The organism is Thauera sedimentorum (assembly GCF_014489115.1).
In the GTDB taxonomy this organism is placed as follows: domain Bacteria; phylum Pseudomonadota; class Gammaproteobacteria; order Burkholderiales; family Rhodocyclaceae; genus Pseudothauera; species Pseudothauera sedimentorum.
On sequence record NZ_JACTAH010000003.1, the window covers coordinates 106,543 to 125,921 of the forward strand.

The 19,379-nt window shown below is 67.8% G+C and carries 23 protein-coding genes; 14 read left to right on the forward strand and 9 right to left on the reverse strand.

The window, feature by feature from the left end; all coding sequences use genetic code 11:
- Positions 1–18 precede the first annotated feature (18 nt).
- The gene (gene nrdR / locus IAI53_RS17805; protein ID WP_187719573.1) at positions 19–534 is read left to right on the forward strand and encodes a transcriptional regulator NrdR; all 516 of its coding nucleotides are present in this window, start codon (positions 19–21) and stop codon (positions 532–534) included.
- A complete protein-coding gene (ribD, locus tag IAI53_RS17810) occupies positions 515–1,606 on the forward strand; it encodes a bifunctional diaminohydroxyphosphoribosylaminopyrimidine deaminase/5-amino-6-(5-phosphoribosylamino)uracil reductase RibD (RefSeq protein ID WP_187719574.1) in 1,092 nt (363 codons plus the stop codon). The genes nrdR and ribD overlap by 20 nt, the downstream gene beginning before the upstream one ends.
- An 8-nt stretch (positions 1,607–1,614) precedes the next feature.
- Here ribD and IAI53_RS17815 read toward each other — a convergent pair whose 3' ends face one another.
- Genes IAI53_RS17815 through IAI53_RS17830 form a run of 4 tightly spaced genes read right to left on the reverse strand, consistent with a single transcriptional unit; the run spans position 1,615 to position 5,602 of the window.
- On the reverse strand, positions 1,615–2,376 hold the full coding sequence (locus tag IAI53_RS17815) for a HesA/MoeB/ThiF family protein (protein ID WP_187719575.1): 762 nt from the start codon (positions 2,374–2,376) through the stop codon (positions 1,615–1,617).
- A gap of 56 nt (positions 2,377–2,432) precedes the next feature.
- Positions 2,433–2,882, reverse strand: coding sequence for a hypothetical protein (locus tag IAI53_RS17820; RefSeq protein WP_187719576.1), 450 nt, complete (start codon positions 2,880–2,882; stop codon positions 2,433–2,435).
- Positions 2,883–2,916: 34 nt separating this feature from the next.
- Positions 2,917–4,278 carry a S41 family peptidase gene (locus tag IAI53_RS17825; RefSeq protein ID WP_187719577.1) on the reverse strand — a complete coding sequence of 454 codons (1,362 nt, stop codon included), beginning with the start codon at positions 4,276–4,278 and terminating at the stop codon, positions 2,917–2,919.
- Positions 4,279–4,318: 40 nt separating this feature from the next.
- Entirely contained in the window at positions 4,319–5,602 is a 1,284-nt protein-coding gene (locus IAI53_RS17830) for a murein hydrolase activator EnvC family protein (RefSeq protein WP_187719578.1), read from the reverse strand.
- 281 nt (positions 5,603–5,883) lie between these two features.
- Between IAI53_RS17830 and IAI53_RS17835 the strand changes: the two genes are divergently transcribed.
- The 6 genes from IAI53_RS17835 to IAI53_RS17860 are packed head-to-tail and all read left to right on the forward strand — an operon-like array spanning position 5,884 to position 8,889.
- On the forward strand, positions 5,884–6,210 hold the full coding sequence (locus IAI53_RS17835; protein ID WP_187719579.1) for an ArsR/SmtB family transcription factor: 327 nt from the start codon (positions 5,884–5,886) through the stop codon (positions 6,208–6,210).
- A 24-nt stretch (positions 6,211–6,234) separates the two neighbouring features.
- Positions 6,235–6,672, forward strand: coding sequence for a rhodanese-like domain-containing protein (locus IAI53_RS17840; protein WP_187719580.1), 438 nt, complete (start codon positions 6,235–6,237; stop codon positions 6,670–6,672).
- A 20-nt stretch (positions 6,673–6,692) separates the two neighbouring features.
- Positions 6,693–6,941: a glutaredoxin 3 gene (gene grxC / locus IAI53_RS17845; protein WP_187719688.1), complete on the forward strand. Its 249-nt coding sequence runs from the start codon at positions 6,693–6,695 to the stop codon at positions 6,939–6,941.
- A 51-nt stretch (positions 6,942–6,992) separates the two neighbouring features.
- Positions 6,993–7,448 (forward strand): protein-export chaperone SecB, encoded by a 456-nt coding sequence (gene secB / locus IAI53_RS17850; protein ID WP_187719581.1) that lies wholly within the window; start codon positions 6,993–6,995, stop codon positions 7,446–7,448.
- Positions 7,449–7,454: 6 nt separating this feature from the next.
- Positions 7,455–7,901: an SH3 domain-containing protein gene (locus IAI53_RS17855; RefSeq protein WP_187719582.1), complete on the forward strand. Its 447-nt coding sequence runs from the start codon at positions 7,455–7,457 to the stop codon at positions 7,899–7,901.
- A gap of 4 nt (positions 7,902–7,905) precedes the next feature.
- Positions 7,906–8,889 (forward strand): NAD(P)H-dependent glycerol-3-phosphate dehydrogenase, encoded by a 984-nt coding sequence (locus IAI53_RS17860; RefSeq protein ID WP_187719583.1) that lies wholly within the window; start codon positions 7,906–7,908, stop codon positions 8,887–8,889.
- Between the two features lie 193 nt (positions 8,890–9,082).
- Here IAI53_RS17860 and IAI53_RS17865 read toward each other — a convergent pair whose 3' ends face one another.
- Positions 9,083–9,556, reverse strand: coding sequence for a tRNA (cytidine(34)-2'-O)-methyltransferase (locus IAI53_RS17865; protein WP_187719584.1), 474 nt, complete (start codon positions 9,554–9,556; stop codon positions 9,083–9,085).
- Between the two features lie 42 nt (positions 9,557–9,598).
- Positions 9,599–10,300, reverse strand: coding sequence for a ComF family protein (locus IAI53_RS17870; protein ID WP_225433403.1), 702 nt, complete (start codon positions 10,298–10,300; stop codon positions 9,599–9,601).
- A 57-nt stretch (positions 10,301–10,357) separates the two neighbouring features.
- Between IAI53_RS17870 and bioB the strand changes: the two genes are divergently transcribed.
- The 3 genes from bioB to IAI53_RS17885 are packed head-to-tail and all read left to right on the forward strand — an operon-like array spanning position 10,358 to position 12,922.
- Entirely contained in the window at positions 10,358–11,359 is a 1,002-nt protein-coding gene (gene bioB, locus IAI53_RS17875) for a biotin synthase BioB (protein WP_432813934.1), read from the forward strand.
- A gap of 8 nt (positions 11,360–11,367) precedes the next feature.
- Complete coding sequence (locus IAI53_RS17880; RefSeq protein ID WP_187719586.1) at positions 11,368–12,261, forward strand: methyltransferase domain-containing protein; 894 nt, start codon at positions 11,368–11,370, stop codon at positions 12,259–12,261.
- Positions 12,262–12,274: 13 nt separating this feature from the next.
- A complete protein-coding gene (locus IAI53_RS17885) occupies positions 12,275–12,922 on the forward strand; it encodes a pyrimidine 5'-nucleotidase (RefSeq protein ID WP_187719587.1) in 648 nt (215 codons plus the stop codon).
- Here IAI53_RS17885 and IAI53_RS17890 read toward each other — a convergent pair.
- The 3 genes from IAI53_RS17890 to yihA form a co-directional block, all read right to left on the reverse strand.
- Positions 12,911–13,444 (reverse strand): GNAT family N-acetyltransferase, encoded by a 534-nt coding sequence (locus IAI53_RS17890; RefSeq protein ID WP_349771949.1) that lies wholly within the window; start codon positions 13,442–13,444, stop codon positions 12,911–12,913. The genes IAI53_RS17885 and IAI53_RS17890 overlap by 12 nt on opposite strands.
- Positions 13,441–14,457, reverse strand: coding sequence for a porphobilinogen synthase (gene hemB, locus IAI53_RS17895; protein ID WP_187719588.1), 1,017 nt, complete (start codon positions 14,455–14,457; stop codon positions 13,441–13,443). Before hemB ends, IAI53_RS17890 begins: the two co-directional genes overlap by 4 nt.
- 199 nt (positions 14,458–14,656) lie before the next feature.
- The gene (gene yihA / locus IAI53_RS17900) at positions 14,657–15,268 is read right to left on the reverse strand and encodes a ribosome biogenesis GTP-binding protein YihA/YsxC (protein WP_187719589.1); all 612 of its coding nucleotides are present in this window, start codon (positions 15,266–15,268) and stop codon (positions 14,657–14,659) included.
- A gap of 130 nt (positions 15,269–15,398) precedes the next feature.
- Here yihA and IAI53_RS17905 point away from each other — a divergent pair, with 130 nt between their 5' ends.
- The 3 genes from IAI53_RS17905 to ccsB all read left to right on the forward strand — a co-directional run bounded on the left by IAI53_RS17905 (position 15,399) and on the right by ccsB (position 19,345).
- Entirely contained in the window at positions 15,399–16,010 is a 612-nt protein-coding gene (locus tag IAI53_RS17905; RefSeq protein ID WP_187719590.1) for a c-type cytochrome, read from the forward strand.
- Positions 16,011–16,136: 126 nt separating this feature from the next.
- Entirely contained in the window at positions 16,137–18,200 is a 2,064-nt protein-coding gene (locus IAI53_RS17910; RefSeq protein ID WP_187719591.1) for a cytochrome c biogenesis protein ResB, read from the forward strand.
- Positions 18,200–19,345 (forward strand): c-type cytochrome biogenesis protein CcsB, encoded by a 1,146-nt coding sequence (gene ccsB, locus IAI53_RS17915; protein WP_187719592.1) that lies wholly within the window; start codon positions 18,200–18,202, stop codon positions 19,343–19,345. Before IAI53_RS17910 ends, ccsB begins: the two co-directional genes overlap by 1 nt.
- Positions 19,346–19,379 lie beyond the last annotated feature (34 nt).

Below are 19,379 nucleotides of genomic sequence, written 5' to 3' on the forward strand. Positions count from 1 at the left end.
CCAGCGCCGGCACCTGCCATGAAGTGCCCCTTCTGCGGCGATCCCAACACCCAGGTCACCGACACTCGCGAGAACGAGGACGGGGACGTCGTTCGCCGACGCCGGCGCTGCCCGAAGTGCGACAAGCGTTTCACCACCTATGAGCGCATCGATCTCAAGATGCCGCACATCGTCAAGCGCAACGGCAACCGTACCGAATTCGACCACGCCAAGCTCGCCGGCAGCATGCAACTCGCGCTGCGCAAGCGCCCGGTGACCACCGAGGCGCTGGAAGCGGCGGTAGACCGCATCGAGGCCCGCCTGCTGTCCATGGGCGAACAGGAAGTGCCGAGCGAGAAACTCGGCGAGCTGGTGATGAAGGAGCTGAAGAAGCTCGACAAGGTGGCCTACATCCGCTTCGCCTCGGTGTATCGCAACTTCGCCGACGTGGATGAATTCTCGGATGTGATCCGTGAGGTCCAGACCCGCCCGCGACGCGGACGCAAGGGGCAACCCGAGCAGCCCGATCCCGAGCATGACCTTTTCGGCAACTGACCACGCAATGATGGCCCGCGCCCTGGCGCTGGCCGAACGCGGGCTGGAGACGACCACCCCCAATCCGCGCGTAGGTTGTGTGTTGGCCAGGAACGGCGAGATCGTCGGCGAAGGCTGGCACGAACGCGCCGGCGAACCGCACGCCGAGGTCCATGCGCTACGCGCCGCCGGCGAGCGGGCGCACGGCGCCACCGCCTACGTCACGCTGGAGCCCTGCTCGCACCACGGGCGCACCCCGCCATGTGCCGACGCCCTGGTCGCGGCCGGCGTCGCGCGCGTAATCGCGGCAATGGAAGACCCCAATCCGCAGGTCGCCGGCAAGGGCCTCGCCCGCCTGCGCGCCGCCGGCATCGACACCGCAGCCGGACTGCTGCAGGCGCAGGCCCATGAACTCAACATCGGCTTCATCTCGCGCATGACCCGCGGCCGCCCCTGGCTGCGGATGAAGACCGCCTCCACCCTGGACGGCAAGACGGCGCTCAACAACGGAGTCAGCCAGTGGATCACCGGCGAGGCCGCGCGGCAAGACGGCCACCGCTGGCGTGCGCGTGCCTGCGCCGTGCTCACCGGCATCGGCACGGTGCGCGCCGACGACCCCCAGCTGTCGGTACGCGCGGTGCCCTGCAGCCGCCAGCCGCTGCGGGTGCTGGTCGACGCCCGCCTTGAGGTATCCCCCGAGGCGCGCATCCTTGCCGGCGGACACTGCCTGATCGCCACCGCGACGGACGATGCCGAAAGAACCGCGGCCCTGCGCGAGCGCGGCGCGGAGTTGCTCCGCCTGCCCGACGCCGCCGGCAAGGTCGACCTCCCTGCGCTGCTGCAGGAATTGGGCCGGCGCGGCCTCAACGAGGTGCACGTCGAGGCCGGCTTCGGTCTCAACGGCTCGCTGCTGCGCGAAGGCTGCGTGGATGAGCTGCTGATGTACTTTGCGCCGATGCTGGTCGGCGAAGCCGCACAGGGACTGTTCCGCCTGCCCGAACTCGCCGCACTCGACCGCGCCCTTCGGCTGAAGCTAGTCGATCTGCGGGCGGTGGGCGAGGACTTCCGCCTGATTGCCCGCCCCGGGCGCTGACCCTCGGCTCAGGCCGTTGGGCGCTCCGTCCCGCAAACCGTGCAGGCCGGGTCGCGCGCCAGGCTGACACTGCGCCACTCCATGGCCAGCCCGTCGAGCAGCAGCAGGCGGCCGTCGAGCGAGGTGCCGCAGCCGATGATCAGTTTCAGCGCCTCGGCCGCCTGGGTCGTGCCGATCATGCCGACGATGGGCGCGAACACGCCCATCACCGCGCAGCGCACTTCCTCGACCTCCAGCCCCTCCGGGAACAGGCAGTTGTAGCAGGGGCCGCCCTCGCGCCGCAGATCGAAAACCGATACCTGACCATCGAAGCGGATCGCAGCGCCGGACACCAGCGGCCGGCGATGGCGCACGCAGGCGCGGTTGACCGCATGCCGGGTGGCGAAGTTGTCACAGCAGTCGAGCACCACGTCGGCCGCCGCCACCTGCTCGTCCAGGGCCTCGCCTTCGAGACGCACGGCCAGGGTCTCGACGCGCACCAGGGGATTGAGCCTATGTACCGTCTGCCGGCCGGACTCGACCTTGCTCATGCCGACGCCCTGCTCGCTGTGCAGGATCTGGCGTTGCAGGTTGGTGAGATCGACGGTGTCGCCATCGGCCAGCACCAGGGTGCCGACACCGGCCGCGGCCAAATACATGGCGGCGGGCGAGCCCAAGCCGCCCGCGCCGACGACCAGGACCCGGGCGCCGAGGATGGCCTCCTGCCCCTCGACATCGATCTCGGGCAGCAGGATGTGGCGGCTGTAACGCAGCAGTTGATCGTCGTTCATGGGAGCAGTGGCTTTGCGCAGCCGGCAGGACGCCCGTCGGGCAGCGTCATGAGCGCTTACTTGTACTCGCGCAGTTCGGGGGGCGTGTCGTCGTGATCGCCGTGCGGGTGGTGATCCCAGGCCTGGATGTAGACCTCGTTCGACTTCTTGATCAGGCGCTCGGGCGATTCGAGGTTGTGGCGCTGCGTTTCCTCGCAGAAATACACCAAGGCGCGCACCAGCTTCATGTAGAGCGTGTTGTCGAGCGCGAAGCCGGCCTCGCGCAGCGCGTTCTCGATGGACTCCATCGAGTACTCCAGCACCGAGTAGCGCACCGTCAGCGCCAGCGGACTGGCCCGGCGTTCGACCTGCAGGCCCTTGAGCACACGCAAGGAGCGATACGCGGCATCGACCTGCCCTGGCGGCAGGGCCTTGAAGCGCAGTTCGCGCTCCTTGTCGATGCCCGCACCGCTGACCGGATGCTCGTGCTGCCGTCCGGCCAGCTTGTAGGCGGTTTCGCGGCGCATCACTCCCCCTCTCCTCGACGCCCGACTTCAGACGCTACTTTTTATTCTGGACGATCTGCAGACCCTTTAGAAGGCTGATCGCCTGACTGAGCTGGTAATCGTCCTTTCCGCCCATCTCGAAGCGCACCTGCGGCTCCTCCTGATCGGCGCCCCCCTGCTCGGCCGGCGGTGCAGCTTCCTCGGGCGAGCGGTCGTTGCCCAGATGGCCCTGCAGGTCGGCTTCACGGATACGGCGCGAGGAGCCATTGACGCTCTCCTCGACCACGATGTCCGGCTCGATGCCCTTGGCCTGGATGGAGCGCCCGCTCGGCGTGTAGTAGCGCGCCGTGGTGAGCTTGATCGCGGTGTTGTTATTCAGCGGCAGGATGGTCTGCACCGAGCCCTTGCCGAAGGTCTGCGTGCCCATGACCACCGCGCGCTTGTGATCCTGCAGCGCGCCGGCGACGATCTCGGACGCGGAGGCCGAGCCGCCATTGACCAGCACCACCATCGGCACGTCGCGGATCTCCGGCGGCAGCGCGCGCAGGAAGTCGTCACGCCGGCCGCGCAGGTAGTCCTCGGGGATCACGCGGTACTCGCGCTTGGCGTCCTCGGCGCGTCCGTCGGTGGACACCACCAGAGTCTCCGACGGCAGGAAGGCGCCGGCCACACCGACCGCGCCATGCAGCAGGCCGCCCGGATCGTTGCGCAGGTCGAGCACCAAGCCCTTCAGCGGGCCTTCGCGGGTGAGCTTGCCGAGATGTTCGACCAGCGAAGCCGCAGTGTTCTCCTGGAACTGCGCGACACGCACGTAGCCGTAACCCGGCTCGACGACGTTGGAGCGCACGCTGCGCACCTTGATGACCTCGCGCGTGAGAGTGACCACGATGGGTGCGGTCTCGCCCTTGCGCATGATGGTCAGGGTGATGCGGGTACTCGGCTTGCCACGCATGCGCTTGACCGCATCGTTGAGCGACATGCCCTTGACCGGGGTATCGTCCAGCTTGACGATGAGGTCGCCCGCCTGCACGCCGGCGCGGAACGCGGGCGTGTCCTCGATCGGCGAGATCACCTTGACGAAGCCGTCTTCCATGCCGACCTCGATACCCAGGCCGCCGAACTCGCCCTGCGTGCCGACCTGGAGGTCCTTGAACGCCTCGACGTCCAGGTAGGCCGAATGCGGATCGAGGTTCGAGAGCATGCCGCTGATCGCATGGGTGATCAGCTTCTTGTCCTCGACCGGCTCGACGTAGCCCTGCTTGATGGCGTTGAACACATCGGCAAAGGCTCGCAGCTCTTCGACCGGCAGGGGCGCCATCGTCGCCTTGTCGGCATTGGCGGAAAAATTCAGACTGATCAGGACGCCGGCGAGCACGCCGGTGAAAATGAGCCCGAGGTTCTGCAACTTGCTACGCATGAAAACTCCATCGGCGGACCACCGCCACTAACCAACCACGCTAATCGAGCCTGACCCACTGCATCGGGTCCACCGGCCTGCCCTCATGGCGGATTTCAAAGTATAAACCGGATTCTTCGCCGCCCCCGCTGCTCCCCACGCTGGCAATCGGGTCGCCACCGGCCACCCCGTCGCCCACCTCGCGCAGCAGGGCGTCATTATTGCCATACACGGTGAGATAACCCTTGCCGTGGTCGATGATGATCAGGTTGCCGAAACCGCGCAGCCAATCCGAATACACCACCTCGCCCGCCGCCACTGCACGCACATCTTCTCCACCCGCCGCCCGGATGAACACACCGCGCCAGCTCGTGCCACCCTCCGCCCTTGGAGCGCCGAAGCGGCCAACCAGTTCTCCGCGCACCGGAAAACGCAGCTTGCCGCGCAGCTTGTCGAAGGCCACCGAAGTCGCGCCCGGAGCAGCCGCCTCGCGCACCCGGCCGACGACCGGCTCGGCCGACTGGCTGGGCGACTTGACCGTGCCGGAGCGCTGGCGCGAGGCGTTGGCCGCGGCCTGTTCGCGTGCACGCTGCTGAGCGCGTGCGGCGCGCGCCAGAGCGTCGATCAGGCGGCCGAGCCGCTGCTCGTCCTGGCGCAGGCTCGCCTCTTCCCTGCGCTGCCCTTTCAGCTGCGCCGCCAGCTCGGCCACTGCGCGCTTGCGTGTCTCCTGCACCGCCTGCAACTCGCCCTGCCGCGCCTGCTGTTCCGCCTCGAGGGCGGCCAGGCGGTCGCGGCGCGCCGCCTCTGCGGTCGCGAGTTCCGCCTTGTGCCGGAGATCCCCGCGCAACACGTCGATCAGCGCCAATCGGGCGCGACCGAGATGCTCCAGGTAATGGGCGTCGCGCGCGAGCTGGTTGGGGTCACGCGAGGACAGGAAGGGCGCAACGCCGTCGGCGCCGCCGTACATGTAATGCCGCCGCAACCATTCGCCCAGTTCTGTCTGACGGGCGTCGATACGCGCCTGGACCTCGGCGCGTTCGCGCTCGAGGCGGGCGATCGCCCGTTCGGCCTCCAGCCGCTCGCCGGCCAGTTGCCGCAGGCGGCGCTTGAGCCTCGACACCTCGCGCTCTGCAGCGACCAGGGCCGCGGTGGCGCCGCCATGCGACTCCTCGGTTGCGGCAATTTCCTTCTGCAGGGCACGGATGCGCTGCTTGACCTCGTCCAGATCCGCACGCCGCTGCTCGGCCTCGCTCGCGGGATTGGCGGCACTCTCGCCGAGCGGCAACAGCCCGATCAGAAGCGTGGCGGCAAGGGCGAGGAATCGATGACTCGATAGTGCTGGCATGGAGCGTTCGGCGGTCGTCCCTGAAGCGCCTAGGCGGCGGACGGCTCACCTGCGGTTGCCGCAGGACCTGGGCTGGCGCCACCGTGCGCCGGCTGGCGGTGGCTGGCGGCGGCCCGGGCAACTTGGCCTTCGCGTGGCAGAACGGTGTTGTGCATGTACGCTCGGGTATCCGGAAAGGGAGGACGACGGGCAGCGCGGGCTGTCGCAGGGCGTCCAACAGTCAAGCAACAATCCGTGGCGCGGTATTTTATACTAGCTCCTTTGCCTTCCCGCGGACCATCGTGAACAAAGACGACATCTTCACGCTCATCGACAGGCACGAGCACATCGAGACCGCCGCCCGGGCACTGAAGGCCATCGCCCATCCCTTGCGACTGAAGATCCTGTGCGTGCTCGGTGACACCGAGGTCTGCGTGCAGGACATCGTCGATGCCGTCGGCACCTCGCAGAGCAACATCTCGCAGCATCTGGCCATCCTGCGCGACAAGGGCGTGCTGCAGACGCGCAAGGACGCCAATCGCGTGTTCTACCGCGTGGGCGACCAGCGCACGCTGCAGCTCATCGTGCTGATGCGCGAAGTGTTCTGCAGCGACAAGCCGGGCAACTGACCATACTCAACGGAGCAACACGAAGTGGAATTCCTGCAACAGAACTGGCACTGGGCCGCGCTGGCGGCATTCAGCGGCACCTGGCTGCTGATCGAGGCGGTGCGTGCCAAGGCCGACAAGTCGCTGCTTTCGCCGATCGAGGCCACCTTGCTGATCAACCGCGAGGACGCGGTGGTGATCGACGTGCGCGAGGACGGTGAATACAACAAGGGGCACATCCCCAACGCACGCCACATCCCGCTGAAGGATCTCGAACGGCGCAAGGGCGAACTCGACAAGCTGCGCGACCGCCCGCTCATCCTGTGCTGCGCCAGCGGCGCCCGTTCGGCCGGTGCCATCGCCGCGCTGAAGAAGTCCGGTTTCGAGAAGCTCTTCAACCTGCGCGGCGGCCTCTACGAATGGGAGAAGGCCGGCCAGCCGGTCGACCGCGGCCGCAACAAAGACAAGGGGAAGAAGAAGTGAGCAATCCGCCCAACATCCGCATGTACGCCACCGGCGTGTGCCCCTACTGCGTCCGCGCCGAGGCGCTGCTCAAGCGCAAGGGCATCGACAGCGTGGAGAAGATCCGCATCGACCTCGACCCCGAGCGCCGCGACGAGATGATGCAGCTCACCGGGCGCCGCACGGTTCCCCAGATCTTCATTGGCGATTACCATGTCGGCGGCTGCGACGACCTTTACGCGCTCGACCGCGAAGGCAAGCTGGACCCGCTGCTCCAAGGCGGCGCCTGACGCCCTGCGGAATCGCAGATCAACCCATCAGAATCCCACCGGACCAGATACATGACCGAAAACGCCCAACCCGTGTTCAGCATCGAGAAGCTGTACGTCAAGGATCTCTCGCTGGAAGTGCCGAACGCGCCGCAGATCTTCCTCGACCGCGAGACCCCGCAGATCAACGTGCAGCTGCGCACCGACGGCAACGGCGTCGATGACGGCATCTTCGACGTGACCCTGACCGTCACCGTCACCGCCACCCTGGGCGAGGACAAGACCGTGTTCCTGGTCGAAGTCCAGCAGGCCGGCATCTTCCAGATCCGCAACATCCCCGAAGGCGAGCTCGAACCGGTGCTGATGATCGGCTGCCCGAACATCCTCTTCCCCTACGCCCGCGAGGCGGTATCGGACGCGGTGACCCGTGCGGGCTTCCAGCCGGTCATGCTCGCCCCGGTCAACTTCGAGGCCCTCTACCAGGCTCAGCAACAGCAGCGCGCCGGGGCCGAGGCGCCGGTGCAGTAAACGCCGATGCGCACGCCTTTCCGTTCCGCGGCCCTGGCCGCCGCCCTCGCCCTGCTTGCCGGCACTGCCCAGGCCATCGACTTCCGCTCGGTGAGCGAACCGGCCATCCTCTTCGACGCCCCGTCGGCCCAGGGCAAGCGCCTCTACATCATCGCGCCCGGCACGCCGGTCGAAGTGGTGGTGGTGCTCGACAAGTGGGTCAAGGTGCGCGACCCCCGCGGCGCGCTGAGCTGGATCGAGGCGCGGCAACTGGTCGACAAGCGCACCGTGCTGGTGAGTGCCGAGCGCACCACCGCGCGGCGCAGCCCGGACGAAGCCGCTCCGGTCGCCTTCGAGGCGGTCAAGGACGTCGTGCTGGAACTGGCCGGCAGCGCCCCCAATGGCTGGGTGAGCGTCCGCCACCGCGACGGCGCCACCGGTTTCCTGCGCGTCACCGACGTGTGGGGGCTGTAGACGGATGCGGATCGCCGTCCTTGGAGCCGGCGCCTGGGGCACCGCCCTGGCCCTGGCTTTCCATGGCCCGCATTCCGTAACGCTGTGGGCCCGCAACACCGTGCATGTAGGCGCGATGCGCAACGAGCGCGAGAATCGCCGCTACCTGCCGGGCGTGCCCCTGCCCGATACGCTGAACCTGACCGACGACCTGGCGGAGGGAGCCCGCGGAGCGGACCTGCATCTGGTCGTCACGCCGCTGTCGGGCCTGCGCGAAGCCGTGCGCCGCTTGCAGCAGATCCAGCCCGGAACACCGCTGGTCTGGGCCTGCAAGGGGCTGGAAGCGGGTAGCGGACGCCTGCCGCACGAGATCGTTGCCGAGGAACTCGGCGAAGACGCACCCTGCGGCGTGCTGACCGGCCCGAGTTTCGCCGCCGAAGTGGCGCGCGGCCAGCCCACCGCGATCACCCTTGCATCGCGCGACGCCGACTTCATCGAACGCTGGCTGCCCATCCTGCACCAGCCCCTGCTGCGCGTATACGCGAACAACGACCTGGTAGGCGCCGAGATCGGCGGCGCCATCAAGAACGTCATGGCCATCGCGGCCGGGGTCTCCGACGGCATGGGCTTCGGCCTGAACGCCCGTGCCGCGCTGATCACCCGCGGCCTGGCGGAGATCGCCCGCCTGGCGGTGGCCCTGGGCGGAAGGCCGGAAACCCTGATGGGCCTGGCCGGCATGGGCGACCTCATCCTCACCTGCACCGGCGACTTGTCACGCAACCGCCGCGTCGGCCTGGCGCTGGCCCAGGGCAAGACGCTGGACGACATCCTGCGCGAGCTCGGACACGTCGCGGAAGGGGTGTCCACCGCACGCGAGGTCGCCGCCCTGGCGGCCCGCCACGGCGTCGAGATGCCACTGTGCGAGGCGGTGGACGCGCTGTTGCATCAGGGTCTGTCCGCCGAGCAGGCGGTAGACCAGCTCCTCGCCCGCGACCCCAAACACGAGTAAGCCCGTGTAGGAGCGGCCTTGGCCGCGATTCGGTCGATGACGGAATGGTGCTGCAATCGCGGCCAAGGCCGCTCCTACAGGCGTGAAGGCGGTCTATCCACCGATATTGTCCCGCTCAGAATGTGCGAAGCAATCGTAGCGAGCACCGCGCAACGCCGCCATCGGCCCGCGCAGTAGATTCATTCGCACACTCTCAGTCCGGCACGGCCGCACCGGCGAAATCGTGCTGCCGCCATGCCTCGAACGCCGCCACCGCCACGGCATTCGAGAGGTTGACGCTGCGATTGGCCGGACGCATCGGGATGCGCAGGCGCTGGGCCGGCGGCAGCGCGCCGAGGATCTCGTCCGGCAGGCCGCTGGTCTCGCGGCCGAACAGCAGCACGTCCCCGGACTGGTATCGCACCTCGTCGTAGCGCCGGCGCCCGCGCGTGCTGAAGGCAAAGATCCGCCGGCCCGCCAGTGCCGCCAGGCAGGCGCTCCAGTCTTCATGGATGCTCACATGGGCCAGGTCGTGATAGTCCAGCCCCGCGCGCGCGAGCGTCCTGTCGCTGATCTCGAAGCCGAGCGGCTTCACCAGATGCAGCCGGGCGCCGCAGTTGGCCGACAATCGAATCACGTTGCCTGTGTTCGGCGGAATTTCGGGCTGAAAAAGGACGATGTCGAACATGAGCAATCCGGACTCAAGGCAAAGGGGCTGCCCGCCCCCAGCTTACGGAGTCCGGGCAAGCACCAGGTTTTCCACCCGCGCGGCGCCCTGGCGCTTCAGGGTGCGGGCGAGTTCGTTGAGGCTGGCGCCGGTGGTCATCACATCGTCCACCACCAGGACGTGCAGCCCCGCCAGCGGCCGCTCGCAGCGGAAGGCGCCACGCAGGTTGGCGATGCGCGCCGCGCGGGCCAGACCTGCCTGTGCCGGGACATCGCGTTCGCGCCGAACCGCGGCCAGTTCCAGCGGCAGGCCCCAGGCCCTGGCGAGCGGGCGCGCAATTTCCACCGCCTGGTTGAAGCCTCGCCGCCGCAGGCGCTGCACATGCAGGGGCATGGGCAAGAGCAGATCCACGCCCCCTGACGCCGGCATTCGCTGCAGGCCGTCCGCAAAGAAGCGCGCCAGCGCGAGGCGGTGATGATACTTCAGCGCCTGCACCATGCGGTCGACCGGGAAGGCATAGCTGAACAGCGCCCGCGTGGCGTCGAAGGCCGGCGGCGCATTCAGGCAGTGGCCGCACACTGCGCCCCCCGGAGTGGGCAGCGCGCACACCGGGCAGGCCAGCTCGGGCTGGCGGGGCAGCTCCGCCAGGCAGGCCGGACACACCGCGTCGCCGCCGGAAGCGCCGCCACAGACGAAGCAATCCTGCGGCGCGAGCAGGTCGGCGACGACACGGAACACGCGCTGAAAGGAAGTCGGGTTTGACAAGCTTTCCGCCAATGTCGGAACATCCATAATTACGCATTACAGCCCGGAAACCGTTTCATGACAATGACTTCGATCGCAGGCGTCGCAGAACGCCCCGCAGCCCCCATCTCCCCCAACGGTACCGACCGCCACCTGTGGCAGGTCTCTGAAGTGCAGGCCCTGTTCGAGATGCCCTTCATGGACCTGGTGTTTCGCGCCCAGCAGGTCCACCGCGCGCATTTCGACGCCAACGCCATCCAGCGTTCCACCCTGCTCTCCATCAAGACCGGCGGCTGCTCGGAAGACTGCGGCTACTGCTCGCAGTCGGCACGCTACGACACCGGCCTCGAGCGCGAGCGCCTGCTGCCGCTCGACGAGGTGCTGGACAATGCCCGTGCCGCCAAGGCCAAGGGCGCCTCGCGCTTCTGCATGGGCGCGGCCTGGCGCGGCCCCAAGGACAATGACCTCGAACCGGTGCTGGAGATGGTGCGCGAGGTCAAGAAGCTCGGCCTGCAGACCTGCGTGACCCTGGGCATGCTCAAGGAGGGTCAGGCCGAGAAGCTCGCCGACGCCGGCCTCGACTACTACAACCACAACCTCGACACCGCGCCCGAGTTCTATGGCCAGGTGATCACCACCCACAGCCAGCAGGACCGCCTGGACACCCTGGGCGAGGTGCGCAAGGCGGGCATCAACGTGTGCAGCGGCGGCATCGTCGGCATGGGCGAATCGCGCCGTGCGCGCGCCGCGCTGATCGCCCAGCTCGCCAACCTGCCCACCCCGCCCGAATCGGTGCCGATCAACAACCTGGTGCCGATTCCGGGCACGCCGATGGCCGAAGCCGAGCCCATCGACCCCTTCGAGTTCGTGCGCACCATCGCCGCGGCGCGCATCACCATGCCCACCAGCTACGTGCGCCTGTCGGCCGGACGCCAGCAGATGAGCGACGAGATGCAGGCGCTGTGCTTCCTCGCCGGCGCCAACTCGATGTTCTACGGCGACCGCCTGCTGACCACCGACAACCCGGGCGCCGACCGCGACGAACAGCTCTTCGAACGGCTCGGACTCAAGTCCATCTGACCCGCGCCGTGCCGGCCCCGCAGGATTTCGCGCTAGACCGCGCGCTGGTGCGCCGCCGCTTCGCCGCGGCCGCCGCTCGCTATGACGGGGCGGACGTGCTCGCGCGCGAACTCGCCCGGCGCATGGACGAGCGGCTGGAATACATCCGCATCGAGCCCAGCCGCATCCTCGACCTGGGCTGCGGACCGGGTGCCGACCTGGCCTTGCTCGCCGCACGCTATCCGCAGGCCGGGCTGCTCGGGGTCGACTTCGCGCAACCGATGCTGGCCGAAGCATCCGGCCGCGAGCGCGCTGCGCGCGGCCTGCTGGGGCGCCTGCTCGGCCGCCGGAATGCCACGCCGCTGCTGTGCGCCGACGCCGCCGCACTGCCGCTGGCGCGCACCAGCGTGTCCATGGTGTGGTCCAACCTGATGCTGAACTGGCTGCACGACCCGCTGCCCGCGCTGCGCGAGATGCACCGCGTGCTGGAAGTCGGCGGCATGTTGATGTTCTCCACCCTGGGGCCGGACACCCTGAGGGAGTTGCGCGATGTCCTGCCCGCAGATGCCGGCGAGCGGGTGCACCGCTTCATCGACATGCATGACATCGGCGACGCGCTGGTGCAGGCGGGTTTCGCCGATCCGGTGATGGACATGGAGATGCTCACCCTGACCTACGCCGACTTCGACAGCCTGCTGGCCGACCTGCGCCTGCCGGGCTGCGGCAACGCAGCCAGCAGCCGTCCGCGCGGCCTGAGCGGGCGAGGCGGATGGGAGGCCGCCCGCTCGCGGTACGAAACCCTGCGACGCGACGGCCGCCTGCCGGCCACCTTCGAGCTCATTCAGGGGCATGCCTGGAAGGCCGCGCCCAAGACCACCGAGGACGGACGCGCGATCGTCCGCTTCCAGCCCCGCCCACTCTGAGCAAGCGCCGCGCATGACCCAAGCCCCCGTCTGGCTGTTCGACCTGGACAACACGCTGCACAACGCCAGCCCGCACATCTTCCCGCACATCAACCGCAGCATGACCGCCTACCTGGAGCGCCATCTGGGGCTGAGCACCGACGAGGCCAACGCCCTGCGGGTCGGGTACTGGCGGCGCTACGGCGCAACGCTCACCGGCCTGATGCGCCACCACGGCACCGATCCGCATCACTTCCTCGACGAGACCCACCGCTTCGACCGCCTGCACGAACTGATGGTCTTCGACCGCGCCCTCGGCGGCCTGCTGCGCACGCTGCCCGGGCCGAAGATCGTGTTCTCCAACGGTCCGCAGCGCTATGCCGAGACGGTCCTCGAGCTGATGGGCGTACGGAGGCTTTTCGCCGACGTGTTCGGCATCGAGCGCATGAAGCTGCACCCCAAGCCGGCGATCCGCGCCTACCGCGAGGTCCTGCGCGCGCACCGGCTCAATCCGCGCCGCTGCATCCTGGTCGAGGATTCGCCCGACAACCTGCGCACCGCGCGCCGCCTCGGCATACGCACCGTGTGGGTCAGCCGCAGCCTGCGCAGCCCCGCCTACGTGGATCTGAAGATCGCCTCGGTGCTCGATCTGCGCCGCGGCATGAGTGGCCTACTTCGCTGACAGCGCCAGGCGCATGCAGCACGCCCCGTCGCCGTAGGCGGCAGGCAATGCCACCGGATCGGCGACGAAGCCCATCCGCTGCCAGAAGCCGCGCGCGTCGGCCAGCGACACCAGAACGATCTCCGCCAGGCCCTCGCGCATGGCCCAGGCCCGCACCTTGCGGAACAGTCCCTGCGCCAACCCGCTGCCGCGCGCCTGCGGGCAGATCGCCATGTCATGCAGGAAGACGACGTCGCGCTCACCCACGCCAGAGGTGGCGAGCGGCGCATGCAGGTCCGGCGGTCGAGGTTCCGCCCAGCGATGCGCGATGACGTAACCGGCGGCCTGGCCGCCGCGCTCGGCGAACCAGCAGCCGCCCGGCGCCAGCGCCAGGCGCGAGGCGAAGACCTCGACGCCCTCGTGATAGGCCGGCGGATAGGCCCGAGCCTGCAGGCGCAGCACCGCGGGCAGATCGGAAGCCTGCAAGGGGCGCAGGACACAGCCCGGCACGGTGCCGGGCGTACGCAGGAAAGCTGCGCTCACGCGCCGCGCTTCAGGCTGCGGGCAGCGTCCAGCGCGAAGTAGGTCAGGATGCCGTCGGCCCCGGCGCGCTTGAAGGCGAGCAGGCTCTCCAGCATGCAGGCCTCGCCGTCCAGCCAGCCGTTGGCCGCGGCGGCCTTGAGCATCGCGTACTCGCCGCTGACCTGGTAGACGTAGGTCGGCACCTGGAGCTCGGCCTTCACCCGCCGCACGATGTCCAGGTAGGGCATGCCAGGCTTGACCATGAACATGTCCGCGCCCTCGGCGATGTCCAGCGCGACCTCGCGGATCGCCTCGTCCGAGTTGGCCGGGTCCATCTGGTAGGTGTACTTGTTGCCCTTGCCAAGGTTGCCGGCCGAACCCACCGCGTCGCGGAAAGGGCCGTAGAAGCTGGACGCGTACTTGGCCGAGTAGGCCAGGATGCGGGTGTGGATGTGGCCGCCGGCGTCCAGTTCGGCGCGGATGCGGCCAACACGCCCATCCATCATGTCGGACGGCGCAACCACATCGGCCCCGGCCTCGGCATGGCTGCGCGCCTGGCGGGCCAGCGCCTCCAGCGTCTCGTCGTTCATCACGTAGCCGCGCGGATCTTCGGGATCGATCAGGCCATCCTGACCGTGGCTGGTGTAGGGGTCGAGCGCCACGTCGGTGATCACCCCCAGTTCCGGGAAACGGTCCTTGAGTGCGCGCACCGTCCGCGGCACCAGCCCTTCCGGATTCCAGGCCTCTTCGGCCCCTGCGCTCTTGAGGCTCGTCTCGATGACCGGGAAGAGCGCCAGCGCGGGCACGCCGAGCTCCATCGCCTGCTCGGCCACACGCAGCAGGCGGTCGATGGTGACCCGCTCCACGCCGGGCATCGAGGCCACCTGCTCGCTGCGATCCGCACCATCGAGCACGAACACCGGGTAGATCAGGTCGTCGGCGCTCAGCGCGGATTCGCGCATCAGCCGGCGGGAGAAATCGTCACGGCGCATCCGCCGCATGCGGGTAAGGGGAAAGGATCCGGTGGGTCGCATGGTCGCGTTCACTCTCTTCAGGAATCGAAATTCAGGGATACATCCGGTAACGAAATCAGGCTGGAACTTCCGCGGACAGCCTCAATCTTAGCAAGCAGATGGTGCTGAGCCGTCTCCCGCTTCACCTCCCTGAGCGGGTGCCTTAATCCAGTTAAGGCATTTTCCACCCCCGGCATTTCTCCCCTTTGGCCGGGGGTTTTTATTGCGCGCTCGGCGGCGCCAGCCCCAGCCAGCCAGCCACCACCGCCTCGCATTCCTCCACACCGGTCTTCTTCAGGCTGGAGAAAAGCTGGACGGTCACCCGTTCGCCGAGCGGCGCGAGTTCCTTGCGCACGGCAAACAAGGTCTTGTTGGCTTCGTTGCGCGAGAGCTTGTCGCTCTTGGTCAGCATGACGTGGATCGGTTTTCCGGTCGGGGCGAACCAGCCGATCATCGCCTGGTCGAGCGGCGTCAGCGGATGGCGCGAATCCATGATCAACACCAGGCCGATGAGGCTCTCGCGCTTCTTCAGGTAGTCCTCGAGCAGGCCCTGCCACTGGCGGCGAACCTTCTCCGGCACCTGGGCGTAGCCGTAGCCCGGCAGATCCACCAGCGCAGCGCCGCAATTGAGGCGGAAGAAGTTGATCAGCTGGGTCCGGCCGGGCGTCTTGGAGACGTAGGCGAGCCGGGTATGCCCGGCAAGCGTGTTGATGGCGCTGGACTTGCCGGCGTTCGAACGGCCGGCGAAAGCGACCTCCGCGCCGGTCGCCAGAGGCAGCGCGGCGCTCTGCGCGATGGAGATCTCGAATGTTGCGTTGCGAAATAGTGGCATGAAGGGCTGTCGTAGAGCGGGCAAGCGGGCGGGCTTGCGGCCGGAAAACCCACATTGCGTCGCGCAAAACCGGCTTCCTGTATTAGAATACCAAGTTTGAGACAACCACTCACGGCTTTCCGAGGACACTATGATCAAGCGTTCCCTGCTGCTCTCGCTGCTGCTGGTCGGAGGCAGCCTCCAGGCCCAGGAGCAGGCTCCCGATCTCGCCAAGGCGAAACAGATCGCCGAAACCATCTGCGTGGCCTGTCACGCGGCGGACGGCAACAGCCAGCTTTCGGCCAATCCGAAGATCGCAGGGCAGGTCAAGGAGTACCTCGCGAAGCAGCTGACCGAGTTCAAGTCCGGCGCCCGCCAGGACCCGGCGATGAGCGCGATGGCTGCGCTGGTGGCCGATGAGGACATCGCTGCGGTGGCCCAGTACTACGCCAGCCAGACCCTGCAGCCCGAGCCCACCAAGAACCTCGAAACCGTCGAACTCGGCCAGAAGATCTGGCGCGCCGGCATCGCCGACAAGGGCGTGCCCGCCTGTGCCGCCTGCCACGGCCCCACCGGCTCCGGCATGCCGGCCCAGTATCCGCGCCTGTCCGGCCAGTTCGCCGAGTACACCACGCTGCAGCTGCAGAAGTTCCGCGACGGTGGCCGTGCCAACGATCCCAACCAGATGATGCGCATGATCGCGCTCAAGATGACCGACGCCGAAATGCGCGCGGTGGCCGACTACGCGGCCGGCCTGCGCTGAGCGCATTTGCCATGCGGTAGAGAAAGGGGTGGCTCGTCCACCCCTTTTTTTCGTCCAGATGGGCCGAACCCGCGGCGACGCCGGCGGTCCATTCCCGATTGACGCTCCTCCCGCTGAAGGACCAGGATGCAACGCAGCACTTCCAAGGCGCTGTTCGAACTGCTGAGTTCGATGCGCTTCGCCATCAGCCTGCTCACCGTGCTGGCGATCGCCTCGGTGATCGGCACCGTGGTCAAGCAGAACGAACCCTTCAACGCCTATCTCAACCAGTTCGGCCCGTTCTGGTTCCCGATCTTCGAGAAGCTCGGCCTGTACGCGGTGTACAACGCGGGCTGGTTCCTGGTGATCCTGGCTTTCCTGGTGATCTCCACCAGCCTGTGCATCATGCGCCAGACCGCTCCGATGCTGCGCGAGATGCGCAGCTTCCGCGAGCATGCGCGGGAGGTCTCGCTGCGACAGTTCGCCCATCAGGCCGATCTGCCCGGCGGACTGCCGACCGGCGAGGGACAGGCCCGCGTGGGCAGCTACCTGGCGCAGAACGGCTTCAAGGCGCGGGTCAACGAGCGTTCTGACGGCGTGCTGATCGCCGCCAAGCAGGGCAGCGCGGGACGCAGCGGCTACTTCCTCGCGCACGGCGCGATCGTGCTGATCTGCATCGGCGGCCTGCTCGACGGCAACCTGCCGCTGAAGATGCAGATGTGGCTGGGCGACAAGCAGACCACCACCGGCAACCAGCTCATCGTCGATATCCCCGAGTCCGCCCGCCTGGGCGAGGACAACTGGAGCTATCGCGGCAACGTGTTCATCCCGGAAGGGCGCTCGGCCAACGTCGCGGTGCTCAGCGTGGAAGACGGCATCCTGCTGCAGGAGCTGCCCTTCAGCGTGTCGCTGAAGAAGTTCCACATCGACCACTACGAGAACGGCATGCCCAAGCGCTTCGCCAGCGACATCGTGGTCACCGACGACGCCAGCGGCGAATCCTTCGAGCACACCATCGAGGTGAACCATCCGCTCGAGTACCGCGGCGTGCTGATGTACCAGGCCAGCTTCGACGACGGCGGCTCCCTGCTGAAGATCGCCGGACGCAACATGCTCACCGGCACCCCCTTGCCGGTGCTCGAGATCGAGGGTCGGGTGGGCGAGACCCTGCAACTCAACCACCCGCGCTTCAGCTATGCGCTGGAGCTGACCGGCTTCACACCGTTCAACGTCGAAGAAATGGGCGAGGGCGACCAGCCCGGCAAAGGTGTCGAGCAGTTCACCCGCCACCTGGGCAGCGGCGCCCGCCCCAGCGACGACGGCCGCGACCTGCGTAACATCGGCCCGAGCTTCACCTTCAAGCTGCGCGACGAGGCCGGCCAGGCGCGCGAATACAAGAACTACATGCTGCCGATCCAGGTGGACGGGCGCTGGTACATGTACACCGGCACCCGCGCCTCGCAGGCCGAAGCCTTCCGCTTCCTGCGCCTGCCGGTGGACGAGGACGGCCAGATCGACACCTGGTTCGCCATCCGCGACATCGTCTTCGATCCGGAGCGGCGCGAGACGCTCGCCGCACGCTTCGCGACGGCCAGCCTGGGCGAGAGCGGGCAGGCCGCGGACACCCGCGCGCGCCTGGTCGAAACCGCCATCAACACGCTGACCCTGTTCGGCGAACGCGGCTACGAGAGCATCGGCACCTTCATCGAGAAAGGCGTGCCCGAGGCCGAGCGCGAGCGCGCCGCCGAGGTGTTCGTCCGCATCCTCCAGAGCCTGGTATGGGAGGCCTGGCAACTGGCGCGCGAGCAGGCGGGGATGGCGCCGGTCACCATCGACGAATCGCGCGCCGCCTACCTGCGCGACACCATGGCCGCGCTGTCCGACAGCCTGTTCTACGACGCGCCGCTGTACATGCAGCTGACCGGCTACGAACAGGTGCAGGCCACGGTGCTGCAGGTCACCCGTTCGCCCGGCAAGCCATTGGTATATATCGGTTCGCTGTTGCTCGTGCTCGGCGTTTTTGCCATGCTCTACATCCGCGAGCGGCGCCTCTTCGTGCTGCTCAAGCAAGATGGAAACGGACTCGTGACGATGTCGTCCAACCGCAAGGCGATCGACGTCGACGAGACCTTCGAGCGCCACGCCAGCGCACTGCGCACCCTGCTCGACCCGGCGGCCGGCGCCGTCGATGCCACCCAACGAGGACACTGATGGAACTCGCACAAACCGTCCGGACACCGTCCGGCGTGCTCCGCAACCGCGATCTCTTCGACTGGCTCTACGCGCTGGCGCTGGTCGTCGGTGCCGGCATCGCACTGGCGCACTACAGCGCCTTCATGGATGTCTACGACGACATCATCCTCGTGCTGCACGTACCCGTGCTGATCGCCATCGGCTGGTACTGGAAGCCCTTCCGCGGTTTCCTGGCGGCGGTCGCGGTACTGTCGCTGGCCAGCATCTGGCTCTACCAGGACGACCTGGCGCGCGCCGAGCAGGTTTTCCTGCTCAAGTACCTGATCTCCAGCCAGACCGCGATCATGTGGATGAGCGCGCTGTACTTCATGGCCACCGGCGCCTACTGGCTGGGCCTGCTGGCGCGCTCGGACTTCGGCGAGAAGACCGGCTCCACGCTCACCTGGATCGGCACCACGATGGGTACGGCCGGCCTGTTCGTGCGCTGGTACGAGTCCTACCTGGTCGGCCCCGAGATCGGCCACATCCCGATCAGCAACCTGTACGAGGTCTTCGTCCTCTTCAGCCTGATCACCGCCCTGCTCTACCTCTACTACGAGCTGCGCTACAACACCCGCCGCATGGGCGCCTTCGTCATGGTGGTGATCTCCGCGGCGGTGGCCTTCCTGCTATGGTACGCATTCTCGCGCGGCGCCCACGAGATCCAGCCGCTGATTCCCGCGCTGCAGTCCTACTGGATGAAGGTGCACGTGCCGACCAACTTCGTCGGCTACGGCGCCTTCGCGCTGGCGGCCATGGTCGGCGTGGCGCACCTGCTGGTCGAGCGCGGCATACTCGCCTCCCGCCTGCCCGCCCCGCGCGTGCTGGAAGACGTGATGTACAAGGCCATCGCCATCGGCTTCGCCTTCTTCACCATCGCCACCATCCTCGGCGCGCTGTGGGCGGCCGAGGCCTGGGGCACCTACTGGCAGTGGGACCCGAAGGAGACCTGGGCGTTGATCGTCTGGCTGAACTATGCGGCCTGGCTGCACATGCGCCTGACCAAGGGCCTGCGCGGCACGATGCTCGCCTGGTGGGCGGTGGTCGGACTGCTGGTCACCACCTTCGCCTTCCTCGGCGTGAACATGTTCCTGTCGGGCCTGCACTCCTACGGCAACCTGTAAGAGAGGGGCTGCCGGCGATGGCCGTCACGGGGGC